General features: G+C 69.2%; 20 protein-coding genes. 1 reads left to right on the top strand and 19 read right to left on the bottom strand.

What is annotated here, in order from left to right; translation table 11 throughout:
• Window positions 1-3: 3 nt before the first annotated feature.
• The 17 genes from A3ES_RS0138490 to A3ES_RS0138410 form a co-directional block, all read right to left on the bottom strand.
• Complete coding sequence (locus A3ES_RS0138490) at window positions 4-945, bottom strand: hypothetical protein (RefSeq protein WP_020392175.1); 942 nt, start codon at window positions 943-945, stop codon at window positions 4-6.
• Entirely contained in the window at window positions 942-5,294 is a 4,353-nt protein-coding gene (locus A3ES_RS0138485; protein WP_020392174.1) for a hypothetical protein, read from the bottom strand. Before A3ES_RS0138485 ends, A3ES_RS0138490 begins: the two co-directional genes overlap by 4 nt.
• Complete coding sequence (locus tag A3ES_RS0138480; protein ID WP_020392173.1) at window positions 5,287-6,867, bottom strand: baseplate J/gp47 family protein; 1,581 nt, start codon at window positions 6,865-6,867, stop codon at window positions 5,287-5,289. Before A3ES_RS0138480 ends, A3ES_RS0138485 begins: the two co-directional genes overlap by 8 nt.
• On the bottom strand, window positions 6,864-7,358 hold the full coding sequence (locus A3ES_RS0138475; RefSeq protein ID WP_020392172.1) for a GPW/gp25 family protein: 495 nt from the start codon (window positions 7,356-7,358) through the stop codon (window positions 6,864-6,866). The genes A3ES_RS0138480 and A3ES_RS0138475 overlap by 4 nt, the downstream gene beginning before the upstream one ends.
• A 13-nt stretch (window positions 7,359-7,371) precedes the next feature.
• Window positions 7,372-7,704, bottom strand: a complete 333-nt coding sequence (locus A3ES_RS0138470) for a hypothetical protein (protein WP_020392171.1) — start codon at window positions 7,702-7,704, stop codon at window positions 7,372-7,374.
• 76 nt (window positions 7,705-7,780) lie between these two features.
• Window positions 7,781-8,587 carry a phage baseplate assembly protein V gene (locus A3ES_RS0138465; protein ID WP_020392170.1) on the bottom strand — a complete coding sequence of 269 codons (807 nt, stop codon included), beginning with the start codon at window positions 8,585-8,587 and terminating at the stop codon, window positions 7,781-7,783.
• Window positions 8,584-9,603 (bottom strand): hypothetical protein, encoded by a 1,020-nt coding sequence (locus A3ES_RS0138460; RefSeq protein ID WP_020392169.1) that lies wholly within the window; start codon window positions 9,601-9,603, stop codon window positions 8,584-8,586. The genes A3ES_RS0138465 and A3ES_RS0138460 overlap by 4 nt, the downstream gene beginning before the upstream one ends.
• A 2-nt stretch (window positions 9,604-9,605) precedes the next feature.
• Entirely contained in the window at window positions 9,606-10,496 is an 891-nt protein-coding gene (locus tag A3ES_RS0138455) for a hypothetical protein (protein WP_020392168.1), read from the bottom strand.
• Complete coding sequence (locus A3ES_RS0138450; RefSeq protein ID WP_169501841.1) at window positions 10,493-14,566, bottom strand: peptidoglycan-binding protein; 4,074 nt, start codon at window positions 14,564-14,566, stop codon at window positions 10,493-10,495. Before A3ES_RS0138450 ends, A3ES_RS0138455 begins: the two co-directional genes overlap by 4 nt.
• A 16-nt stretch (window positions 14,567-14,582) precedes the next feature.
• Entirely contained in the window at window positions 14,583-14,999 is a 417-nt protein-coding gene (locus A3ES_RS0138445; protein ID WP_020392166.1) for a hypothetical protein, read from the bottom strand.
• Between the two features lie 30 nt (window positions 15,000-15,029).
• Window positions 15,030-15,569 carry a hypothetical protein gene (locus A3ES_RS0138440; protein WP_020392165.1) on the bottom strand — a complete coding sequence of 180 codons (540 nt, stop codon included), beginning with the start codon at window positions 15,567-15,569 and terminating at the stop codon, window positions 15,030-15,032.
• 3 nt (window positions 15,570-15,572) lie between these two features.
• Window positions 15,573-15,923, bottom strand: coding sequence for a hypothetical protein (locus tag A3ES_RS54620; protein WP_157630975.1), 351 nt, complete (start codon window positions 15,921-15,923; stop codon window positions 15,573-15,575).
• A 934-nt stretch (window positions 15,924-16,857) separates the two neighbouring features.
• On the bottom strand, window positions 16,858-17,301 hold the full coding sequence (locus tag A3ES_RS0138430; protein ID WP_020392163.1) for a hypothetical protein: 444 nt from the start codon (window positions 17,299-17,301) through the stop codon (window positions 16,858-16,860).
• Window positions 17,302-17,317: 16 nt separating this feature from the next.
• Window positions 17,318-17,872 (bottom strand): hypothetical protein, encoded by a 555-nt coding sequence (locus A3ES_RS0138425; protein WP_020392162.1) that lies wholly within the window; start codon window positions 17,870-17,872, stop codon window positions 17,318-17,320.
• A gap of 15 nt (window positions 17,873-17,887) precedes the next feature.
• Complete coding sequence (locus tag A3ES_RS0138420) at window positions 17,888-19,558, bottom strand: phage tail sheath subtilisin-like domain-containing protein (protein ID WP_020392161.1); 1,671 nt, start codon at window positions 19,556-19,558, stop codon at window positions 17,888-17,890.
• Complete coding sequence (locus A3ES_RS0138415; protein WP_020392160.1) at window positions 19,555-20,799, bottom strand: hypothetical protein; 1,245 nt, start codon at window positions 20,797-20,799, stop codon at window positions 19,555-19,557. Before A3ES_RS0138415 ends, A3ES_RS0138420 begins: the two co-directional genes overlap by 4 nt.
• A gap of 240 nt (window positions 20,800-21,039) precedes the next feature.
• Complete coding sequence (locus tag A3ES_RS0138410) at window positions 21,040-21,951, bottom strand: AfsR/SARP family transcriptional regulator (protein ID WP_020392159.1); 912 nt, start codon at window positions 21,949-21,951, stop codon at window positions 21,040-21,042.
• Between the two features lie 281 nt (window positions 21,952-22,232).
• Here A3ES_RS0138410 and A3ES_RS0138405 point away from each other — a divergent pair, with 281 nt between their 5' ends.
• Window positions 22,233-22,871, top strand: a complete 639-nt coding sequence (locus tag A3ES_RS0138405) for a LysE family translocator (protein WP_026163593.1) — start codon at window positions 22,233-22,235, stop codon at window positions 22,869-22,871.
• An 81-nt stretch (window positions 22,872-22,952) separates the two neighbouring features.
• Here A3ES_RS0138405 and A3ES_RS0138400 read toward each other — a convergent pair whose 3' ends face one another.
• Together A3ES_RS0138400 and A3ES_RS0138395 are read right to left on the bottom strand one after the other, a co-directional pair.
• On the bottom strand, window positions 22,953-24,341 hold the full coding sequence (locus A3ES_RS0138400) for an MFS transporter (protein ID WP_020392157.1): 1,389 nt from the start codon (window positions 24,339-24,341) through the stop codon (window positions 22,953-22,955).
• Window positions 24,342-24,426: 85 nt separating this feature from the next.
• On the bottom strand, window positions 24,427-24,795 hold the full coding sequence (locus A3ES_RS0138395) for a DUF1304 domain-containing protein (protein ID WP_020392156.1): 369 nt from the start codon (window positions 24,793-24,795) through the stop codon (window positions 24,427-24,429).
• Window positions 24,796-24,833 lie beyond the last annotated feature (38 nt).

Genomic DNA, 24,833 nt, shown 5'->3' with positions numbered 1-24,833 from the left:
GGGTCAGACCTTGAGCAGGATCATGACCGCGAGCTCGTCGCCGTACTCGCCTTGCAGGTAGTCGGCGACCTGGCCGACCTCCGGTCCGCCGTGCAGCGCGTCGCCGGGGAACCACACCGCGGTCCGGTTCAGGTCGAGGTGCTGGACCAGCACGTTCGCCGGGGCCGGGATGCGGACCTGGTTGCCGACGGCGGGGCCGGCCGGGAAGTTGACCGTCTTGCGCGGCCTGAACTGGAACAGCAGGTCGTTCCAGTCGCCGCTGGCTTTCAGCTCCTCGACGGTGGTGTTCTGCTTACAGCAGCGCTCGAACCAGGGCGAGTGACAGTAGGTGTCGTCGCCGAACTGGTCGTTGGGATCCTTGAAGAACGCCTTCCAGAACTCGGTCTCCAGGTCGTCCAGGGAGGAGCTGTCCGTGTACGGCACCTTGTACCGGGTGAGCAGGTCGGAGAACAGAATGCCCAGCTCCGGGAAGTCCTTCGGCTGGATGTCGACCGCGACCTGGGCCGCCCCGTCGCGGACTCGGACCCGGCGTTCGCTGCGGTGGTGCAGATAGAAGGTCGCATAGGCCAGCCTGGTCTCGTCGTCCTCGCGGCAGACCACCTTGAAGTAGTCCAGCTCGTAGACGTCCACCAGCGGGCAGCTGCCGAGGTTGTGCACCAGCTCGGTGATGTCGTCCTTCTTCATCATCTTGAAGAGCTGCTGGTACCCCGTCCGGCCGCGAACCTGGTCGAGCACCCGGCGGGTGACCTCCTCGGTCAGCGCGTTCAGGTCCTTGCCCTCCAGGTGATCCGCGTCATCCGCGCTGGCGACGTGCGTCACGCCGTCGGCGGCGGCCTGCGAGGTGGTCCGGATGTCGGCGTAGATCTTTTGCTGGACGGTGTTCCAGTCCTCCGCGGTGAGCAGGTCACCGGGTGCTCGTTGCACGTACGGCGTGGTCTCGGTCATGGGTTTTCCTCCGTCTGTTCGGGCCCGGCCACCCGGTCCCTGGTCACGTCTGCATGGATGCCGGCCGCCTTGGCCAGGCCGATGCCGATCGGCCCGGGCCGCAACAGGTCGCCCGCGAGCGACGGCAGCGGCGGCCCGAACACGGTCTGCCGGGCGGATTCGAACCGGCCACCGGGAAAGGCCACTTCGAGGTCGTAGATCGCCGGTCCGGACGCCCGGCCGGTCACCCGGATCTCGTTGCCCCAGGCCCCTTCTTCGGCGGCGGACAGTTCGATGAAGCGCGGAGCCAGCCCGGGCTCGGACAGGAACATCCGGGCCGGCACGCCCGGTCGGCCACCGCTGAGCCGGACCGGATCCCGGAACGGCAGCGGGACTGCCCGCCAGCCGATCGGCACGAGGTCGGCCAGCTTGGCGATCACCAGCTTCGAGCCGGTCTGCAGGTCGTTGAGCCGATCGACCAGGAACTGATCGTCGGTCGGCGGCTCGGTGACCACACCGGTGTGCTTCTCGGGCTCGGCCGCGCCGAATCGGGCGTTGCCCGAGGCTGTCGCCCCGACTCCGCCCGCGCCGAAAGCCACACCGAAACGCTCGTCGAGTTCTGCCGGAAGGTTGACCGAGAACGCGCCGGCTTGATGTGAGTCCCAGTCCACCCGAATCTCCGCGGTCGGCCGGCGGACCGAGGAGGCGGCGAAAACGGCATCGGGGTGCGGGTCCTGCGGGCCGAAGTAGCTCAGATCGAAGACGGCTTCCTCACTCCCGGCGCCACCGGCGAAGTGGTCGGCATCGAAGTACGCGGCATCGAACCGGGCGGCGCGGCACTCGGAGAAGCTCCACGCATTCAGGCCACGCCGTACGCCGAGGAGTCCGGTGCCGGTGTGCTCCACGTGCGCCGCGGGCCGGCTCCTTTCGTTCTCGGTGATGACCGCGCGCACCGTCTCGCCATCCGTGGACTCGATCGTCAGCGCGCCGCCGGCACCGACCGCCTCGCGGATCCGGATCGACCAGCCGGCGACCGGGTCGGCGATCCGGGGCGCGGACACCCCCGCCGGCGTGGTCAGCGACACCCGGCCGATGACGTCGGCGGCACCGGCGTTGCGGAGTCGCAGGACGGTGCCATGGGCAACAGGGCCGGAGGCCCAGGCGGGTTGTGGCGGGTACTCGGCGACCTCGAGAAAGCGCAGCGGGATCACCTCGACCGTGCTGTCCGCACCGTCAGTCGGCGAGGTGAGGCGCAGTTTGTCCTCCGGCGTGAGCGAGGCGAGGCCGGGAGCGATCTCGTTGATTGCAGCAACGATCTCGCCGGCGACGGTGGTCGACGGGGTTGCGCCGGCGACGTCCACGTCGAGTGACGGCCCGCCGTCGACCGCGAGGCGCAGTACGGATCGCTTCGAGAGGTCGGTTGGGGCGAGGAGGTCGACCGTGCCGTCGATGACGGCTGGTCCGGGGGCTTCGCCGGTGGCTGAGGTTGCGCCGAAGAGGACAGGAGCGGCGTTGCCGGTACCGGTGCGGCTGAGCTCGATGCGACTGGAGAAGCCGCTGGTGGGCGAGGAGATCCGCAATGCCAGACCGCCCGGGATCGCTACGGACGATGCGTTGGCGGTTGTTGCCGCGTTGATCGCGGTGGCCAGCTCGGAGATCGTCACCGACTCCGGATCGGCGGCCGCAGTGGTGAGATCCACGACGACGGCGGGTCCGCCATCGACCGCGATCGTCAACTGGTTGGCGATGGGTAGCTCCGCGGGCGCGGTGAGGTCGACCCGGCCGATCACCTCTGCCGACGTGGCCGCAGCGCCCTGGTAGGTGCGCGGCGCGGCGATACCCAGGACTTCTGGGGTGACGTCCGCGCCGGTGCTCGGTGGCGACAGCTCCAGCCGGCTGCCGGCGCCGATGGAAGGTGAGGTGAGGAGCAAGTGAATGCCGTCGTGGGCAGCTACCTGCGCCACCAGCGCGACGTTGATGGCTGCGACCAGTTGGCTGAGGCTGCGAGGCGACGGCCCGGCGGGGTCTCCGAGCACGATCTCAACCGGCGCCCCACCGTCGACAGCAAGCCGGATCGTTGCATCGGCGGGCAGGGTGATCCCGGCAGTCAGGTCGACCGTTCCCGTGAACCGGACCCCACCAGGCGCGGCACCACGCGTCAGCCCCGGCTCGACATTCAGTACCTTCTCAAGCGCATCCCGCTGCCGAGGCGCCTCCAACACAATCGAAGGCACCCGCCCGCCGGTCGCGGCGGCCGAGCGAAGCGTCAGCGTCTTGCCATCGGTAGAGGCAAGATCCGGAACAGCCGCGCCGGCCGCGGCGTTAATCTTCGCGACGATCTCGGCAGGCGTAGTCGCCCGGCTGCGAGGCCCGGCGCAGTCGACCTCCACCACACCGCCCTGAATAGGAGGGCCTTGCGGGGTTGCCTCGGTGAGGTGGATTCGGAGGTAGCGGTTGGTGGTCAGGTCTGCGCCGCCGCTCAGGTCGTTCGTACCGCGGAGCACCGCCTCCTCGCCCGCGGTGCCGGTGGCTTTGCGCGCCGTGAAGCCCAGGACGCTCGCCGCGGCATCGTCAGTGACCCTGGCCCGCGTCACGAACCGCCTGCGATCGGTACTACGCAGCGGTGCGACCCGCAGGCTTCCACCGACTCCGTCAGTCGGTGAGACCAGGATCAGGTGAGCGCCGTCGTCGCTGGCGATCTCCCGACCGAGGGCGGTGTTGATGGCGTTCGCGAGCTCATCGACGGATGCCTGGGTGATATCGGCGACTCCCCCGCGAAGGTCGACCTCCACCGGCTCGGCGCCGTCGACGGCGATCGACAGCGTGTGGCGGGCGGACAGGTCGACCTTGGCCGACAGGTCCGCAGTACTGGTGAAGGATGCGGTGACGGGTGGCTTGCCCTGGTTACTGCGAGGGCGCAGGCCGAGGAGGTCTTCTGCGACGTCCCCGGCGACCTCTTCGACGCGCAGGCGACCCGTGGGCCCAGGGCTCGACGACGTCAGGGTGAGCTTGCTGCCGTCGTGGCTGGCGACCGCGTCCCCCAGGCCTTCGTTGATCGCGGCAACGATCTCCGCGGGCGTGGTGGCCGCCGGATCCGCGCCGGCCAGGTCGAGCGTGATCGGTGGCTCCGCATCCACGGCCAGGCGGAGACTCGATCGGTCCTGGAGATCCACCCCGGGCCCGAGATCCCGGTCGCCGGCCACTCGCGCGCTCCGGGCAGCCGCACCCACGGTCACCGGCGCGACCGCGCCGAACAGCCGCGCCGTCGCGTCCTGGGCAGCCGGAGTCTGGAAGGCGATGTGCCCGGCCGCGCCCGGAGTCGGCGAGGTCAGCGTGAGGAACCGTCCGTCATCCGTGGCGACCGGCAGCCCCAGTCCGCTGTTGATCGCGGCAACAATCTCGCCGATGTCGACCGCGGCCGGATCGGCCGCGGCGCCCGCACAGTCGATCTCGGCCAGTTGATTGCCATCAACAACGATCCGCAGATAGCGCGGTCCGGTCAGATCGACCGCGGTGCTGAGATCCACGGTGCCGGTCACGGCGGCATGGGTGGGATCCTCGCCACGATAGGTCCTCGGCCGCAAACCAAGGACAAGATCCGCTGCGTCCCCCGGCCCATCGTCGACAGTGATGAGCCCGGCCGTACCAGCCGTCAGCGAGGTCAGTCGCAACCGCCCAATGGAAAGGCTCGCGATCCCCTCCACGCCAAGCTGGTCGTGGATCGCGGCGACGATCTCCTCCGGAGTCACCTTGGCGGGATCAGCCGCACCCGTCGTCAGCTCGACCGACTGCGGCCCACCACCATCGAGCGCGATCCACAGTGTGCCTCTCGTGCTCAGGTCGACACCGCCGCGCAGATCGACCTCACCGACGAGGGTTGCCCGCGCCGCGTCGGCGCCGTACCGGTCGACAGCTGGCTGCCCGAAGACGAGAGTCGCCGCGTCAGCGCCGGACGGGAACGAGGTGACGAGCACCGGTTCGCGCCCCGGCGTCCACCAGGTGTCGAGAGCGTCATCCTCGATGTGCAGGCCGAGTGTCTCGGCGGTGATCCGCAGGATGCCCTGCACGGTGACCGTGCCCTCGAGGAAGGTCTTCACGTAGCGCTTCAGATGCTCCCGGAACTCCTCGACGGACTCGTCCGGCCGCGGTGCCAGGCCATAGAGCGCAGCGAACAGCGCGAGGTCCTGGATCACCGGCTCACCCGCGTCGGCGAAGTCGAGCCAGTGGGAGCGCATCACGGCGACCAGACTGTTCTCGGCCGCCTGCAGTTCGCCGCCGTACGCGTCCGCCAGCGCCCGCAGCGCAGACGGATCACCCAGCATCCGGTACGTCGGCGGCAGGTTCGCGAGAATGCGGTCGGCCTTAGGCACTCGGAGCCTCCTGGCAGTCGACGTCCGAGGCAGTCATGTCGAGCGCGATCCACCACTGCTCGCCATCGACCGTCGCCGAGACGCTGAAGGTGCCCGCCTCGATCTCGTCGTCGGTGGCCGGTTGACCGGTCGGACCGACGAGCAGCGACCGATCGGGGATCCGCGCACCGGTAGGAGCTTGCGAGCCAGTCGCCTCGACCGCAGCGGTCAGAGCGGCGCGCAGACCATCGGAGGGAGCGGTGGCGACAGCGGTGAGCAACGCGTCGATCAACGTGCCGTCGCCGGTGTCGCCAGACAGGTCGGAGCGGGCGACGACGACATCGACGATGGTGGCGTCGGTGATGTCGTCGACGCCCTTGACCGCAGCGAGCATGGCCGCGCCGTCCGCGGCGTTGCCAGCGGATAGCCCGTCGACGACCGCTTGCAGCGCGGCCACGACGTCCGCGGCGATCTGGACCTGCCCGGCCGCAGAGATGCCAGGGGTGATCGTCGCCGTGATCCGCGGGGTGATGAAGACGTACCGCGCGACCAGCGTCGCCAGTACTCCGGCCGCCCGGGTCTGGTGCACAGCGGCCGTGAGACTGGGCAGACGTTCTGGTTCGGCGTCGACCACCACGGTGACCGTGCCTGGGTCCGACCGGTTCGCGAGCGGGCTGTTCGGATCGAAGAACTCGACCGGCGTACCGCGCCCCTCCCGGATCACCCGGTCAAGCGCCAGCAGCGTGGCTTTGCCCAAGGCAGCCAACGCCGCCCGGGCCCGGTCGCGCAGTTCGTCGTCCGTCTCGTCGGCGGCCGCGCGGATGGTCGGGTCGAGGTTGGTGACGCGCTCGATCCCACCCACCTGCTGGGTCATCTCGTTGATCACGCCGGCTTCCACCAGTCCGGCGTCCCCGGCAAACCCGGTGTCGGCCCGGACCGGTACGTCGATCCGCACCTGGCCACGCTGCAACGTCCGCTGCTGGGTCGAGGTGAAGACGACTCCGCCACCGGCCAGCCTGGTCCCGACCGGGATGGTGATGTTGCCGTCGAAGGCCGTGGCCCGGAAGAAGGTGATCAGCCCTTCGGCGAACTCGGCCGACTTGCGGACGACGCCCAGGATCGACACCACATAGTCCAGCGACTTGCCCGACGCGGTGTCGACGAACGCGGACTCATAAGCCAGGTTGATCTGCTCGTACACCGTCGCGATCTCCCGCCCGACCGCCTCGGACAGCGTCCGGGTCACGCTGCCGACGTTGATGTCGCTCAGCGGCGAGCGGCTCTCGACCCGGAAGTAGTCGACGTAGAAGGTGGTGTCGTCCTTCGGCAACGTGCCGTCCTCGAGCCAGATCACCACATTGGTCGCGGCGCTGAAGGTGAAGTCGATGTCGAGCACGAAGGTCCGCGGCTGGTCGTCCTCAGTGGTACCGGTGATCCCGCGGACGCCGCCCGCGGGCTCGGCCAGCGGGTAGGTCAGCACCTTCAGGTCGAACCGGATCGGCTCGTTCACGACGCCGCCGACGACCGAGGTGAGGATGTCGTCGACCAGGTCGCCGTACGGGCGGTGGATCAGCGTTGCGGTGTCACCGTTCATGCCACGCTCCCGCCGAGGTTGACTGGTATCACCAGGTTCAATGCGGTGGGCTCGCCGATGGTCACTACGACGGCCTTGATCTCCAGCCAGGTCTCGTGGCTGAGGTCGACCCGTCCGGCCCGACGCGGTCCGCGCCCCGTGGTCACTGTCACCGACTGGACCGCGGCGATCCGTGGTTCGGCCTGCAGGGCTTGCAAGGCGAAGAGTTTGGCCCGGTTGCGGATGGTCTGGGTGTTCGGTTCACCGACCAGTTCGTGCAGCCGGCTGCCGTACTCCGGGTGGCCCAGGTGGGCCAGCTCGCCGACCTGGGTGAGGAACCGCAACAGCAACGCCTGCTGGAGATCCTCGACGCCGGTCAGCCTCTGCAGGTCGACCTTCGACGAGACCGGCCGGTTCGCCGTCAGCAGATCGGTGCCGCGCTCCCGCTGCTCGGCGAACTCCAGATCGCCCAGCAGCCGGATATCCGCGCCGAACAACGCGTCGAAGTCCATCAGAGCCTCCTTGTCACGGCGGCCAGCCGTCCGTCACGTAGGTCGCCGCGGGTGGGCCGAGCACGACCAGTACGCCGGGTGGCGAGGGAATCCGGTCGCCGACCCGGACGAGTGCCTTGCCACCGACCTTGACGCCGGAGCTGCCGAGCGGACCGATCACCAGCGGATAGGGCACGCCGGTGAAGGAGTTCACCATCAAGCAGATCGAGCCACTGGTTGCCAGCGGCATCCCACCGGCCGTGATGAACGGCGGCAGCACGACCATGATCGTCCCGCTGTCGGGCGCCCCGGCCGCGCCAGGCGTCACCATCACCGACGCCCCCACCGACACCGGCAATCCCGGCATACCAACCTCCCCCACTCACAACCTGCCCCTCCCTTTCCTACGCACCAGCGGTCTCGTCCATGTCTCTGCGGTGTCTTCAGGGGCTGAAGGAGGTAGTGCCCTGGACGGTGACGCTGGTGCCCTTGACCGTCGCGCCGATACCGCCCTGAAGGGTTGCCTGCAGGTCGCCCTTGACCGTGGCGCGCGAGCTCGCTTCCATCGACGCGTTCAGGCCGGCCTTCAGCTTGATACTTCCGTTCGCTTCGAGCGTCAGGTCCTGAGCCGCCTTGAAGGACACCGAGCCGGCCGAGTCCAGTACTACGTCGCCGTCCTGGTTGAGGGTGATCGTCGTGCGTCCGGCAGTCACCTTGACCGTTCCTCCGCTGGAGCCGGACTGGTCCAGCTTCAGCTCCGTCTTGCCCGCGGTCGCGGTGACGGTCCCGTCGACGATCCGCACCGTGATCTTCGGCGGCATCTCGATCACGAGTTCGCGCGGTGGGTTCTGGTCAGGATGGTTGCGGATCGCGCCCAGTACCGACTTGTCGTCCGCCTCGGCGAGCGGCAGCCGGAAGACGAGCTCGTCGGTCGTCGACAGCGGCGGGCGGTCGACATCGTCGTACAGGCGGGCGATGACGATCGGCGCGTTCACGTCACCGTGGTCGAAGGCGAGCAGGACCAGGTCGTTCACGTTCGGGATCGCGACGCTGCCGACGTGCCCGGTCCCGACCGGAACGCGTTTCAGCTCCAGCCCGCTGCCGCGCAGCTTGACGTCGACGCCGTAGTTGTCGTCGTCGTCCTTGCCGGTGTGCGGATAGACCGCGGTGACCACGCCGAGCTCAGTGGTCCGGTGCCCGTTCAGTTCGTCGCGGACGATCGCCGCGATGGTGTCGACGATGGTGCTCACGGTGCTGCCACCCCCTGAAGACTGCGGAACTCGACGTCGGTGATCAGCCCTGCGGCCTTGGTCAGGTGATGCCTGACGCCGCGGACCTGGTACGTCCCTTCCAGCTCGTCGACTCCAGCCTTGGCCGGAAAGCCTTCCAGCCGGATCAGATCGCCGAGGAACAACTGCGGCCGCCCTTGGATCCGGACCCGCCCGTGCAAGGCCTGCTCCGTCAAGGTCTCGACGGCCGAAGCCGCGACCGCGGCAGCGAGCTTGCTGGTCCGGACGGCCGGTCGCTGGATCAGCAGCATCGGCTTCGTGGTACCGGCCGACCCGTGTCGTGGGCCGAAGTCCTTGGTCAGCCAGGCCCACGACTCGTCGCCTCCCGAGCCAGGACTGTCGCCCCACACCTGCACGGTCCCTGCCCGCGGCCGGATCCGCCGCAGCTCGGCGTGCAACACGTGTTCGCCGTACTTCAGCTTGTGCACGGTCCGATTCCCCGTGAACCCCTCGAAGACCAACTTGCCGTCGGCGGTCAGATAGCTGTCGAACCCCGCCAGATAGGCGAGATCGCGCAGATGCCGTGCCACCGGCCGCCGCCCATCGATCACGTACGCCGGGAACGGTGGCCCGTCCTCGACCGTGTCCACCTCCAGACCCGCCTCGGCGGCCAGCGCCCGCACGATGTCGCCGGCTGTGGTGTCCTCGAAGGTCTTGTCCACAAAGGCTCTGAGTAGTTTGTCGCCACCCGAGTGCCCGGTGATCCGCTTCGTCTCCAACCCGGGCTCGACGGCGACCACACTCCCGGTCAGCACCCGGACGAGCTGATCCTCATCGGCGTACCCGAGATCGATCGACAGGTCATCACCCGGCTGCGCCCGCAATCCCCCGACCTGCCCCTGCCGCAACGTCACCGAGTCGGCCGGCGTATCGAGATCCAGTCGCACGATCACCTCGATCGCAGTACTGGCCTTCGCCTCGACCGTCGTATCGACAACCTTGTCCCCGACAACGATCCGGTACGCCGGCCGCAACACGATCAGACACCTTCTTCGGTCGACAGCCACCGGCTCAGCCGCTCGCCGTACGCAGAAGTGCTCTCGTCGGCCTCATCCGTACGGACCTGCTCGGCCAGCTCGGGCCGCTCGTCGAACACCTCGGTACTGGACAGCGGTTGGGGCGCCTCGACCAGGTTCGGCAGGAACGTGGTCAGCAGATGCTCCCGGAGCTCCCGCTGAGCTGGGTCGAGCGCGGTCCGGAACATGGCTCTGGCCAGCCGCGCGCGTTGCCCGGTATCGAGCGACTCCGTGACGCTGTCGTCTTCGTAGGCCGCCCGGAGATAGGCGTCCTGAGCATCGGTCCGGGTGGCGGGATCCTCGGCGATCCGCATCAGGACGTCGAACCGGTCCGGTGCGCTGACGACCGCCTCCCGCACTTGCACCCAGACGAACCGTGCGAACCGGGCACCACCCTCGGCCCGCAACCGCCCCGCCTCCGCGAGGATCTGGTCGGCTGTGAGGTGGCGGGCGCGCAACTCGAGCGCGAGCCGCAGGTCAGGCAGCACCGACGCCGCGGGCTGAAGGCTGCTGCAGTGCTCCTCTGTGAGCTGGCTGGCCAGATCCTGCGTACTCCCGTCGCACAGACCGGCCAGCTCCGACCCGGCCTCCGTGCTCACCTGCGACCAGAGGCCGTAGTAGTCGAGAACCGTGTCTTCCCCACCCCGCTCGGCCACGGCGATCTGCACAACCTCCCCGACCGGGTCGGTCAACCTCCCCTGGAGCACCTCGAGCAGTCGTAAGTCGAGCGTGCCCGTCCGCTCCAGCAAGCCGTCGGCGCCGGGCTGCCATGACCCGAACTGCCGGGACTCGACCCGGACGTACACGATCAGGCCGGCGGCCGCGATCTCGGAGATGACCGGTGTCTGGCTCATGCTCGTCCGTCCCTTGCCAGCAGTGGTACCGCGCTCGGAGGCCGTACTTCGACCGTGGTCGAGACCGCCGCGACGGCCGGCGAGGTCTTGGTCCGCGCGGTGATCCTGGTCGACGGCGCGGTCGCCACGGTGATCGCGCCCGTCCCTGGGTTGATGGTCCATCGTCCGTCCATCTGCCACACCAGGCGGTGCAGCACGCTGTACAGGCGGTTCGCCGGGTGCACGGTGGGCGTGCTCGCCGCACTCAGGTTGGTCCACAGCGACAGGTTGCAGTTGAAGCGGATCTGGAACACGAACGCGGTCAGCTGCCCGCTCGCGGGCAGCGGATGGGTGCCGCGCGCCGAGGAGCCGGGACTGTCCACGGCCTCGACGATCCAGCGCTCGCCGACGGCGAGTGCGGTCCGGGGCAGGCGGATCCTGCTCTGCCCGAGGGCGGCCGAGTCGCCACCTGTGCCCACCGAGCCGCGGCCTGAGTCCAGGATCGGCGGTGCGACGATCACCGGTGCCGGGTCGCCGGGCAGGAAGGTGGTGGCCGCACCAGTCGCGTCGGTGCGGTTGGAGCAGAAGACCGACGGCGACGGATGGACGACGTTGGGCACCACCGAGGCATCGGTGTAGGTCGGGGAGAAGGTGGTCGGGCCGGTCATGTTGTTGATCCAGCCGCCGAAGAACTGGTTGGACACCCGGCGACCGGCCGAACCGCCGGTGACGAGGTCGACCTGGGCGATCATGTGGATCGCCGCGGTGCCGGGGCTGGTCACGTCGAAGATCCCGGACCGGACGTTGATACCGCTGCCGGCTACTGGGGTGGCGGTGAAGTTCGCCGCGGTCGCCACCGAGTCATCCTTGAACAGGGTGGCGCGGCCGAGCACCAGGTTCAGCACGATGTTCGGTTCGCGATCGATTGTGTGCTCGAACCTGCCGTTGCCGTTGCCGTCGACGAACGGCCGGACGTGGAAGGTCCCGGTGTTGTTCGCCAGCAGGGTCGCGCGCCGATCGTTGCCTACAGCAACCGTGACGGTGGGAGCGGACCCCTTCGGGTGCAGGTTGACGATCGCCGCCGCGTCGTCGCCGCCACTGGCCGCTGCGATGCCACTCGCGCGTTGGGCACCCCAGCTGACCGGCGTACCAGCGGGTGCGACGTCGACGCTCAGCTGCACCGGGGCGGCGGCCAGGACCGAGTTCTCCAGCAAAGGCAGCGGCACGTTGAGGGTCGGATCCTCCTCGAAGGTCTGCGCGGCGGCGACCGTGAAGGGGTGGTCCGCCGCCGGGCCGTTGGCCAGCCTGGCCGTCCGTGGCTGGGTGGCCGGGACCGTGGCCCGCAGGTTGCTGAACTGGACGACGGTGAGAGCGACGCGGTCGCCGTCCGGCTCCAGCCCGTCGATGCCGAGCTGGAACCCGCAGTCGCGCAGACCCGCGCTGACCCGGGCGCCTTCCACCCAGAACTTCGTTCCCGCGGCCGGGAACGGGCTGGCCAGCTTGGTCGAGGTGCCCAGGGAGGCCTGACCGGCCGCGGCGACTTCGTCAGCTGCCGCGAACAACCTCTCCCGTGGAGTGGGGTCCGCGGAGTCGAGCGCGCGGAGTACAAGGGTTCCGGTGAAGCCGGCCGGCTTGGGTGGACGGACCGTGAGCATTGCCCGGCCGTGATGGAACCCACCGTCCTGCAGATGGACGAACCGGCCCGGGTTCATCTTCACGGCCGCGGTCAGCGCCGCCGGATCCTTCGTCTTCGCGGTCCGGCTCGCATGCAGGTCGAGAGTCAACTCGACGGCCGTCATCGCCTTCTTCGCTGACAGGCCCTTCTTACCGTCGACGGTGAGGCTCAACGTCAGCACGACGTCGCCCAGCTTGTCGCTCGCCTTTGCACCCGCGGCGAAGATCGTCACCCCGGCCTGCAGTTGCGCACTCGTGAACACCGCGCCGTCCACCACTCGGTTGCCTGCGGTGACTGCGTCGAAGTACTCGATCGGGCCTGCCTTGGAGATGGTCAGCTTGCCGCTACCGGTGAACGCCGTGGACGACTTCAGTACGACCGGCCGGCGTGCTGGACTGGTCTGTGGCTTCTTCACCACCACGACGTCCGGGGAGGTCACCGTCGGCGTCGGTGGCGGTGGCGCCGGTGGATTCACCGGAGCATCCAGCACGATGCTGGGCTGGACGAACGCGACGGCGCGGTCGACCACGATGATGTCGGCGTCGGCGGAACCGTCCAAGCGGAAGCAGACAGCGTTGCCCTTGACGTCATCGAGGGACTGGGTCCCGGCGCTGACCACGAAGGGCCCGTCTACCTCGATGCTGAAGGTGCCTGGGCCCTTCTGCTGGTTGTACTTGAAGGTTCCGTCGTCCTTGGTCCGGCCTTGGTTCGGCGTACCGGCGGGGGTGGCGCCCGCGGTCTTCGGGGCCTCGTTGTCCATGTACTCGCCGTCGGCCGCGGTGAGGATGTACTTGCCGAGGAAGGGCGTGCCGTCCTCGAAGCGGATCTTGCCTTGGACAACGAAGGAGCCCTGCTCGGCCGGCTTGCGGCACCAGGGGCGCTTGGGGTCCGGCGCACCGGTCGGGCAAGCCTCGTCCCAGGGGACGACGAAGCAGTCGACAGCGGTCGCAGTACCGTCGTCGAGGCACCAGCCACCGCCGCCGGCGCCGTCCGGGACGAGGTCGAGCGTGACTGGTTTCGGCACCTGGCACGGCATCACCGGCTCGTGGACGAACATCAGCTCGGTACGCCGGTTCGGCCGCCAGGCGTTCTCCGTGACGAATACCGGGTCCTGTTCGTTGCAGCCGACCCAGCGCAGCGGGCCGGAGTCGCACCCTGCGGTGTTCTTGTTCGCCATCAGCCGGGCCGCAGGCAGGTTGAGCGGTTCGTGCCCGAGGTAGGCCTCGATGAGCACCGGCCAGGTGCCGTCGCCGACGATCCCGTCGTCGGCGAGCCCGTGGTCGCGTTGAAACTTCCGGATCGCCGCGTCGGTGAGGGTCGCGTCCTCGCCGGACGTCTTGCCGACATTGCCGAGGTACCGGCCGAGGTCCTGCAACATGTGCTGGATCTCGCGCGTCCCCCAGCTGTCCCGGACGGTGGTGATCGTGCCGCTCGGCCGCTCCTTGCGCAACTCGTTCCACTCGGCGATCGACTTCTGTGGATCGCTGCCGAACGTGAGCATCGCGTACGTCGCCCGCCCACGCCGCTCCGACAAGGCCTGGTTGTACGCCGGTGAGCCGACCAGATCCGTGTGTCCGGAGATCACCAGCAGCTCGTCAGGATGCCGGTCGGAGTACGCCGCGGTTGCCTGCAGCACGTGTCGCATGCACGGCTCGACGAAAGCCTTGTCGAAGCGGAAGTGGATCGCGAACACCGTGCCGACCTTCGCGCCGCGACGCAGCACGATCGTCACCGCGGCGACCTGCCCGTCCTGCACCCGGACCGTCGCCGAACCGGTCAGTACCTCGCGCTGGCCGGTCGGGGTCGCGGTGTCGTCGACCAGTGCGTCGGCGGTGTACTGCCCGGCCGGAAACGGGTCTTCGAACCACACGTCCGGCCGGATCCGGTTGGTCAGTACGCGGTTCAGGTCCTTGGCCGACTCGGCCTCGAGGCCGTGCACCGTCACTTTCACCCGGTCCATGTCGAAGGCCGGATCGCCTTCCACGACCACCGTCACCGACAGCTTGCCGGTCTCCACGTCGGGCGGGGGCGGCGGCGGGATGATCACGTCTTCGGTGTCGATCTTCTCGGCCGGCAGGAACTCCCGGAGCGCGAAGCGGTACTCGAAAGCGTTCGGCCGCCCGGCCGCCTCGCGGACATCCATCCGTTCGATCAGCACCCGGTCGACGACCGTCGCCGAGGTGATGTCGGAGACGAACGCGACCGGCTCGCCCGCGTGGAACGCCTTGCGCAGCTCGGCCAGGTGCGGCAGCGTCTCGGCCGCCGTCAGCATTCCGGTCAGCCTGACCCGGGCGGCACGCCGGCCGAGGTCCTGCAGGAAGTCCCCCTCGAGCCCGGGGACCGGGTGGCGGGTGACCACCTGGTCCTCACCGGTCTCGACCAGCTGGACCTGTTCCAGCTCGAGGTCTCCCAGCATCGGCCGGACCACGTCGTCAGGCCTTCAGGCTGTTCAGGTGCGCGACGATGCCGGCGATCAGGGTCAGGATCTCGGCCTTCACGGCATCGACGCTCGGCAGCCCGGTGACCACGTCGGCGACATCGGCGATCGACTCGATGCTCGCGGTCTCGTTCGGCAGCAGCTTCTTCGCCGCGTCCAGCAGGGCCGGGATCTTGCCGGTGAACGCCGCCACCTCGGCCAGCCCCGGGATCGTGCTGACGTCCAGGTTCTCCAGCTCGGTCTTCAGCTTGTTCAACAATTCGACCAGCAGATCGAGCAGATCGTTCACTTGTGGAACCAGCGACGCGATCGCCTGGATCGCCGGTTTGATCGTCGGCACGTTGGCGTCCAGGAAGCTCTTGAAGTCCGCCAGCACCGCCTTGAGCTGCTCGAACAGGTTCTCCTCAGCCATGGTCCTCGTCTCCCCCTGGGTTTGTTTCGGTTACGGCAGGTCTGCCTTGAACTTGGTCAGCCGCCCCAGCAGCTCGGTCAGCGGATCGACGAACCGCTCCAGCCCGGTCGCGAACGGCACCGCGAGATCGAGCCCGTCCAGTACTCCGCCCAGCTGGTCGACCGCGTCACCGAGAATGTCCGCGTCGAGCGGATCCACCCCGGCCGGCTCGACCGGCTCGATGAACTCGTGCAACGTCAGCACATAGCCGAACCGCCCCGGCTTCCCGGCCAGCTGCCGGACCTGGAGGTCGTCGATCAGCACCGCATCGATCGCACAGTCGGTGGTGATGTCCGCGACGAACGGCACGGCCACCCCGGTCCGCAGCTCCTTCTTCAATGTCTCGACGAGCTCCAGTGCCGCCGGATCGGTCGCGACCCCGGTGACGGTGACGGTCGTCGGCGCCCGTCCGAGGTTCTGCAACAAGCTGCCGTCCTTGCCCACCGGCTTGTGCTCGGCCAGCGCGCGTCGATCGCTCGTCCCGATCTCCTGCACCTGCGGCAATTCGGTCCCCGCCAGCATCGGCCGCATCCCTCACACCTCGATCCCATGCCGCCGCGCCGCATCCCCCAGCACCCGCTCCAGCACGCGCTCGACCTCCACGTCGTCCCATCCAGCTGCTACCGGCCGCTCCACCATCGGCGAGTCGTCAGCCCACGCCCCCGGCAACACATCCGGCCCCTCAACGCGAGACCCCGCATCCGCACCGTGCCCGTACGCCGCCCGCTCATCGCCCTCCGCAGCAGGCTCCGCACTCCGGGCGCCCGCTCCCGCGGCAGGCTCTGTACCGCGGCCACGGGCTCGCCCGCCATCAACCGGCAGCGCCGAGCTGTCGAACCGCCCTAGCCCTTCACCACCCGACTGCGCCAACCCAGCACGGACCAACGGCCGTGGCCTGCTGCCGACGGGCCGGCGGTCATCATCCGGCTGCCTCTGCTGCGCCGACCGCTCCAACCATTCGTCGCCTGGCCGCCCAGACCCTCTGCTCGGCCAGCCCGACCGGCGATCGCCCGACTGGCCATCGCCCGACTGGTCACCGCCCGACCGAGAACCGCCCGCCTGCCCCGGCCCGCTATCGCCCGGCAGGCTGGATGCGTCGTCGGCCGACGATCTCCACCCACCGTCGCCAGGCTGAGCTGCGCCGAGTCGCCTCCGCCCCTCTTCCTGCCCCTCAGCCCCGCGCCACCGCCCAGGCCTTTTAGGTCGCTCAGCCGGCACGGCACGCTCATCCGCACCTCGCGTCTGCGCCGCCGCCCCCTTCGCAAGATCCGCCTCCATCTGCCGCCCTGACTCGCCTGCAGACCGCCTCTGCTCGCGCTCACGAACGCGGTCGAGCAGTCCGGCCGGCGCTTGCCGACCGACGCGTGGCGGCTGGCGCAGTACGTCGAGAAGCCCGTCAGGTTCAGCCCCGATCCGGCAGCTGACCGCCTCCCGAAGCAATCCGGCCACGTCACCGGCCGCGACCCGCGCCAGCGGCGGCTCACACCCGGACATCGGCTCAGGGCGGGGCCGGCTCCGAGGTTCTTCCACCGTCGAGCCGGCCGGAGGGCCGATCTCCGGAGCAGATTCGCCGCCGCGCCTGCGTCGAGCTGACCTGCGAGGCTCGCTTTCCTCAACAGGGCAAGGAGTTTCGGCTGCCTGGATCGACTGAACCCCAGCCAGCAACGGTGCAGCCAGGATGGACGGGAGCGGGAACGCGGCCGCACAGAGCGCTCGCGTGGCCGGGCCGGTCTGATCCAGCCGGCCCGTCGCGCGCGCCAAATCGTTGCGCCAGGCAACTACAGAGGCGGCGGCCGGCCAGGCGGGCAGGTTGGTCATCTCAGGCGACCTCCGAGCTGCGCCCGGCCATCTCCACGTACATCAGGATCTGGCCGACGGTCATCGCGCTGACCTCCTCCGGTGTCCAGCCGAACTCGTCCGCCAGCACGAAGCAGGCTTTGGCCAGTGGCGTCTGGACGAGTTCGCCGAGCCGGTCGCGCGGGGTGTCGATACCGCTCAGCTCGTTGATCCGGTCGACCAGGAATCGCGCCAGGCCGGCCGGCAACCGCCCGGCCTGGTCCACCGTCAGGGACGGTTCGACCAGCGCCTGCTGGATCATCAGCCCGGCCGCGAGTTCGCGGTCGTCCCGGGCAGCGTGCGCGATCCGCTGCACGTCCCGGACGGTCAGCGGCCGGATCGTGACGGCACCGGTCGGCGAGCCGGGCGGCAGCTCGACCTCGTGGGTGAGCGCGCTGCCGGCCAGCAGGTCGTCGGCGGTGAGCATGGATCGGTCCCCACCCTCAGGCAAAGGCGACGTTGGTCGGCGGCGCCTCGCCGCCACCCGCGTCGCTGCCGGAACCGTCGCGGTCGACCACCCGGACGGTCAGCGCCTTGAAGCACAGGTTCTCCATCACGAACTCGTCCTCGGGCAGCGACCAGCTCCAGTTGGCGAACTTCACCCCGCCCAGTTCCAGGCTGAGCGAGTTGGCCGGCCTGGCCGGGTCGGCCAGCCGCAGCGTGATGCTGAAGGTCGGCTGCACATAGGGCTCCGGTGTCGCGGTCGGCGTCGCACCCCGGCCGAGCAGCAGGAACAGCAGCGCGCCGTTCACGTAGGCCCGCCCGACCGTGCCGGAGATACCGATGTCGCCGGGACTGAGCGAAACCGGATGCCGGCGGCCGACCTCGTAGAACTCCTTCAGCGCGGTGTCGACGCGGACCTTGACGTCGCTCAGCCGGCCGACGGTCTGGATCGCGAACGTGTCGACGACGGCCTTCGCGTCCGCGCCTTCCGGCGTGTCCTCGCTGGCCAGTGTGAGGGTGCCGTGCGCACCCGTGAACACCTCTGTGAGTGCCATGACTGTCCTTTACCGTTAGCCGAGGAAGATGGTGACGACGATGAAGTCGATGCTGAAGGTCGGCAGGATGACGAGGTCGACCAGCGCGCGGCCGCGGATCTCGTCGTCCCGGCTGGCGTGCACGTCGAGCTGGTAGCTGACCAGCATCTCGCTGGTCACCATCGACGCCAGGAAGCCGTTGATGGTCGCCCGCAGCGCCCCGCGGACGCGTTCGTTGTTCAGCAGCCCGATGTACGGCGTCGCCGCGGACCGGACGCCGAGTTTGGCGTAGTCGACGATCCGCCGGGTGGTGATCTGCGTCCACGCGGTGTTCGTCGAGGTGGTGATGCCCTTCACGACCCGGAAGCCTTGCCGGTGTTCCAGCGTGAGCACCCGGCTCAGCACGAGCTGCTTGAGTTCGGCACTGCTGAAGTCGTGCTCCAGCTTGTCGACCGCGAGCACCTTGTTGGTCAGGCTGATGTGCGCGGGCTGCGATGACAGCAGGCCGGCCACCGCGGCAGCGGCGTACGTCCCAGGCAGTACTACGGGCACCGGCGGGCTCTGCGATCGGTCTGTCGTGCCAATGCCCGGCCCGACGAACAGCAGGCGGTCACTGTTGAGGCTGTGCGCCGACGTGTCCGACAGGAAGGTCGGCCGGTCGGCAGCAGCCGCAGTACCGACCACTGCGATCCGCTCTCGCTTGATCTCGTCGCCGGACGCCGCTGCGCAGTGTGCAGCGAGGTCATCGCCGAAGCTCTGGTCCTGCCCGGCTGCCACGATGATGTGCGCGTCTACTCCGAGCAGAGCATCCAGGCCTGTCTGGGGATCGGCACCGGTGGCACCGTTCGCCCCGCCCACCAGCGGAGTCGCAGCGACGTCATCTGGGACCTCATCCGGGTGGTACGCCGCTGGAGCGGGCGGTGAGGCCGGCACCGATCCCGTCACGAGCGCGGAGCTCGCCAGGTCCGAGATGAGGTCGTGGCCCGAGACGACGTTGTAGGTCTCTTCCGCCTGGATGCCGAGCTTCACTGTCACCTTGCGGGCAGCCGACTTGGCCACTGTGTAGGTGGCGAGAACGACGTCTCCCGCACCGGGCGCAGTACCGAAGGTGAGCTGGCCGGTCGTGGTGTCGACGCCTACCTGGGTCGGGTTGGGCGCGACGTTGTAGACGATGCCCGGCACCTGGTCAGCACCGCCACCGGCGGGCCGTACGACGATCCTGGTGGTCGCGCTCTGGATCACGGGTACATGGCCGAGTGTTGGCGGAGTACCGGCGACCTCCTCGCTGCGGACCTGAGCGTTGGCATCCGCGGTCGACACGGTGACGGTGAGATCGTTGCCCCAGCTACCGGGCGACTTCGCCGTCAGCTGGACGCAGGGGCCACTAGCTGATGCCAGGTCCACGACCGCGGGCGCGGCGTTGTTGTCAGCGATCCGGACTGCCCAGACCGTGGTGGCGCCGTACTTGTAGGCCTGTTCGAGCGCCCGGGTCAGCGTGAGTTCACCGGCGGCGCCGTCCACCCAGCGGTCATAGTTGCCGTACCTGGCGAGCGCATCGGAATAGCTGCCAAGCACCTGCGGTACGCCGACCGGGCCCTTGGCTGCCGTGCCGATGACTCCCAGGTTTCCCACGGTGATGGCACCGGGGACGATGAGCGCCTCTGGTCGCACCTCGATCAGTACGCCGGGCAGAACTGCTTCGGTCATGTCTCCCTCTTCTCCGTGAGCCGTAGGTAGACCACGGCGGTCTGGTCGAGGCCAGGCCCCGAGTAGGTGATGCTGAGCCGGTCGGTCCTCGCCAGCAGCTCGATCGGCGGGTCCAGCACCCGGTCGAACCGGGCGTACTCGTCCGGCACCGTGTCGACGTTCCAGTCGCCGAGCGTCAGCGACGTACCGGCGGGGCCGATGCTCGCGAACAGCACTCCGGGCGACAGCGTCACTTCCGCCGGTCCGGTGGCGACCAGGAAGTTCGCGAGGTCCGGCTGGACGACCGGCGGCGTCCCGGCGGCGTCAGTACGCCGTACCGTCACCGCGCCGCCGAGGGGCGGGCCGGGCTGGAACACGAGGGCGCTGATCCGGCGGATCGTCGCGGGACCGGTCAGGACGAAGTCAGGCGTCTCCTCGTCATCCCAGCGAACCAGGTCGTCGGTGATGGTCTCCTGCTCGCGCGCGGGACTCGGCGCCTGCTCCTGATCGGTCGTCATCTCGATCCGGGCGATCAGGCTGTCCGCGTCGTCGCCGTCGTCGTACCGGTACTCGTAGAGCAGGTCGAAGCTGGTGGTCTTGCGCCAGGCGCTGAAGGAGTCGAACTCCTCGGCGGGCGGGGTGTCGGCGACGTTGAACCGCAGGAAGCCCGCGGACCGCAACTCCTCCCGGTCGTCCAGCAGGTCCGAGTGCAGCGTCAGTACCGCGGAGTCGACCGAGGGCGCCGACCCTGCCCACAGCTGAAATCGGACCCGGGCATCCAGCCGGCCGGCCCGCAAGGTCCGGACGCCGAGAGCCGCGGATTCCGTGCCGGTCTGATTTCCCAGGCCGGCCAGCTTCTCGGTGACCCTCTCCAGGGTCACGTTGGGCTCCGGCAACGCGGGCAGCGCCGCGGGCAACCGGGCTCCGAGCACGGCCAGCATGTCGGCCACCACTTCGGTCAGAGTAGGACCAGCCATCAGCAACCGCCGCCCACTCGTACGACCTTCGGCACCCACGACCGCCGGGGCACTGGACAACTGCCTCTCGATGAACTCTGTGATGTGGGCAGGCCTTCGCCAGAGCACCTGCCCTCCGGTGCGGGTGTCGTGGACGTAGCCGTACCAGCCGGCCAATCGGCTCTGCGGGGATTCGCCCGTGGGCACCTCGAACCAGGCCTTGACCACGAACGAGCGCGCCGACATCTCGCCGTCGTCGATCGAGCTGACCGGTCCACCGCTTCCCCCACTGCCGTCGGCGTTCACACTGCCTGCTGCCGCTTCATCGGACCGCGATCCCCCTTCGCGAGCCCACCCGCGAGCCCTTCCGCCTCCCCACTCCACCGGCCCTCGGTCTCCGCCCCGTCTCGCCACCGTCTCCCGAACGCCTCAGCCCCCACACGACAAACCGGCCCGCGCCCCGCGAAGGGGTCGGGCCGGTCGTCTCCCAACCGGAATCTGGCTCAGTCCTCGGATGCGGCTGACGGGCCCGTCCGGGGTTGAGCTTCAGGCTGGGGTGTTGCGGAGCTGGTGGCTGATGGCGTCCACACTCGCGCGAAGCGCGGCCAGCTCAGCTCGGAAGCTGTCGAGCGTGCTGGGCGGGCCGATCGCCGCGGCAAGTGGTGGCGCCGGCGCAGGTGATGCGAGGACGGCTCGTTCCCCGGTGTCCGCGCCGATCTCCGCCGCCAGCGCTGCGGTTCTGGTCTGCGGCCGTACGCCGAGTTCGTCGGCGAGCACCTTCTGGCACCGCCGGAACTGGCGGAGCGCGCGGGTCCGATCGTCGGTCAGGTAATAGAGCCGCATCAGCCGGCGATGGCTCCGCTCGTGCGCCGGCTCGATCTCCAGCAGCTTCTGCGCCCACTGGATCGCCGCTTCCAGCCGGCCGTGCCGTTCGCAGCCGCGGCTGAGCTTGTCCAGCAAGGTGATGTGCAGATCCTCCAGCTGGGCACGCTCAGCCAGACACCACTCTTCGTAGCAACTGGTCAGCAGCGGCCCGCGGTACAGAGCGCTGGCCTGGTCCATCGCGGCCAGGTCCGCGTCGGTGAGGTCCTCGACCTGAGTCAGCTGAGCGACCCGGGCCCGCTCGGCGAAGACGTCGACGTCCGTCCAGAGCGGCCGGTCCGGATTGACCCGCAGCAGATCGCCGTCGGTCAGGACGAGCCGCTGGCAGGCCGGTCCGCCAGTGTCGGTCACCTGGTGAATCTGCCAGAGCGCCTGCCGGATCGCCTTCCGGGACGCCTCCGGTCCGGCATCCGGCCAGACGACCTCGGCGGCCAGCTCCCGTCGTACGTTGCGTTGTGGTGCGAGCAGCACCAGTGCCAGGAGTTCCTGGGCCTTCCGCAGGATCGAACCGGCGACTTCGCGGTCGGCCGACACGATCTGGAACGGCCCGAACAGGTGGACACGAAGCTCGAGCACAGCAGAAACCTCCCCCCAACGCGACCAGCGACCCAGGCGCCTCTGCGACCCCGGTCCCCCCGCCGGCCGAACACCGCCGGCACGCAGCGTCCCGGCCCCCCGAGCGGTACGTGTGAGTGGTGTTCTCTCAGGATGCGCTCACTCGGTCGCTCTCGGCAAGGTCGCAGCGGTGGCGCGATTCCCCTCGATTCGCAGGGCTGTCGGCCTCTACCCGCTTGAAGCGACCGTTCGAACCGCGGAATTCACCGGCGCGCGGCACCGGGCTCACCTACTCTGAACAGATGCCGTCCACCCATCATCTGGTCGCGTTCGCGATCACCGCCCTGGTCATCATCATCGTGCCCGGGCCCAGCGTGCTGTTCATCGTCGGCCGCGCCCTGGCCGTCGGCCGTCGCGAGGCGGTACTGACGATGCTCGGCAACACCGCCGGTGCGGCGGTGATGCTGATCGCCGTCGCGCTCGGGCTCGGTGCGCTGATCGCCGCCAGCGCGATCGCTCTCACGATCGTGAAGCTCGTGGGCGCGGCGTACCTGGTCTATCTCGGGGTGCACGCCTTCCGCACCCGCAAGTCGCTGGCCGAGGCGATGGCGAGCGGCGTGAAGCCGGGCGGCACCCGCCGGGCGCTCCGGCAGGGCTTCCTGGTCGGTCTGACGAACGCCAAGACGGCAGTGTTCTTCGCGGCCGTGCTTCCGCAGTTCGTGGACAAGAACGCGGGTCCGGCCTCGCTGCAGATCCTGTTGCTCGGCCTGGTCTTCATCCTGATCGCGCTGTGCTCGGACAGCCTCTGGGCGCTGGTGGCCGGCACGGCTCGCGAGTGGTTCGCCCGCTCACCGCGCCGGCTCGAACTGGTCGGCGGCACCGGCGGCCTGATGATCATCGGCCTCGGCGCCAGCATCGCCGTCACCGGCGCCAAGGAGTAGCGGACCGCCAGCACTCACAAAGCCGGCTGCGCAGGCTCCGGCCACGCTCAGCATGGCCGGAGCAGCAGGTGATTTGGGAGCTTACTGAGTGGGGGCGGTCCGGCGACCCGCCACAACGCCGATCAGAGCGAGCAGCGCCGGCAGCCCGAATGCGGTCAGGTACGCCGTGGTCGCCGAGTGCGGCTCGATCGCGGCGAACAGCGAGCCGCCCACCGCCAGCACAGTTGCCGTGGCCAGCGCGTCGCTGAGCTGCAGGGCTGAGCTGTTCGTGCCCTGCTCCTCGCGGCTGGAGTACTCGAGCACCAGCACCGAGACCGTCGGGAACACGGTCCCCATCCCGAGCCCGGTGAGTCCCCAGCCGAGGATGCCGACGATGACGGGGACGTGCGGGTTGAGCGTCAGCGTCGCGGTCACGATGCCGAGCACGATCAAGATCATCCCGGCCTGCAGGAACACCGAGTGCGAGAACGGCTGCTTCGGCCGGCCCCGGTACCACGAGGCCGTCGTCCAGGAGAGCGCGCTGACCGTCAGCACCAGCCCGGCGAACGACGGCGACAGCCCACGCTCGCGGGTCAGCATCAGCGGGAGGAACACCTCGGCGCCGAATCCCGCCGCCGCGACCAGACCGCGCAACGCGATGACCGCGGGCAGTCCCGAGCCGATCCGGAATGTCCCTCTGGGCAGCAGCTTCGGCGCGAAGACAGCGATCCCGGCCAGGCCGAACGCCAGCAAGGTCAGTTGAAGTAGCCCGCGCTGCTGCCCGCCGAAGCTGAGCAGGCCAACGCCAACAGCCGCCGCGACTGCCCACAACGCCCGCCGATCCCACAGCGACCCCGACCGCTCAACAGTCTCGGAGTTCGCCCGAGCCAGCCCGGGCCGCATCACCAGTGCCGCCGGAATGGCCAGCGCCGGTACTGCGAGAAACACGATCCGCCAGCTCGTGTGCTCGACGATCAGCCCGGCGATCGCGGGGCCGACCATCGACGGGACGACCCAGCCGGTCGCGAACGCGGCGAAGATCCGTGGCCGGAGCTCCGGCGGGTAGAGGTGACCGACGACGACGTACAGGGCGACGGTGACGAGGCCGCCGCCGAACCCCTGGATGATGCGGCCGGCGACGAGCAGCTCCATCGTCGGCGCGGAGCCGGCCAGGATCAGGCCGAACAGGAACCAGGCGGTGCCGTACCAAAGCGGCCGGGCCGGTCCTTTCAGGTCACTCCAGGTCCCCGAGACGACCATCGCGACCACGCTCGACGCGAGCGGTCCACCGAAGGCCAGCGCGTACAGCGGCAGCCCGTTGAGCGCCTGCGCGACGGTCGGCATCGCCGTGGTGACGGCCAGGGACTCGAACGCGATCAGGGTGATCAGCGCGACCATCCCGATCGTCAGCGCCCGGTACTGCGGCGCGAGCACGCCGGATGGTTTCGGTGCTTTCGCGGTGTCGGCCGGGAGGTCGGCGGTAGTCGTCATGCGGAGCAGCCTCTGGCTTCAAGTGCACTTGAAGTCAATCTATTGATCTCAAGTGCCCTTGATCTTTCAGGGGACGCAGCATCTTTCAGAGGACGGCGGCGAGCACCAGCGCGATGATCGGCGGACCTGCTTGCAGGGCGGCCGACTGCGCCATCCGGCGGTTCGACGCGACCAGCACGACCCCGGCGCCGGCCATGCAGGCACACGCGAACAACGAGATCGCGTGCCCTTTGTCGCCCCCGGCAACGAGTCCGCCGAGCGCACCGAGCGCGAGGAACAGGTTGTAGAAGCCCTGGTTGAAGGCCCACGGCTTGGAGATCGTCGCCTCGGCCTCGGTCGGGATCCCGAAGCGCTTGTAGGTGCTCGGCTTCATGAAGACCAGGCTCTCCATGGCGAAGACGGCAAGGTGGAAGACACCGGCCAGGACGACGAAGATCTGAGCGATCGTGTTCACTCGCGAACCGTACCGCGAGAAGGACCCGGTCAGACGAT

Origin of the sequence: Kribbella catacumbae DSM 19601, assembly GCF_000372465.1 — a bacterium.
Lineage (GTDB): Bacteria > Actinomycetota > Actinomycetes > Propionibacteriales > Kribbellaceae > Kribbella > Kribbella catacumbae.
Note: the sequence above shows the minus strand (reverse complement) of the source record. Positions and strands in the feature narration are given on the sequence as shown.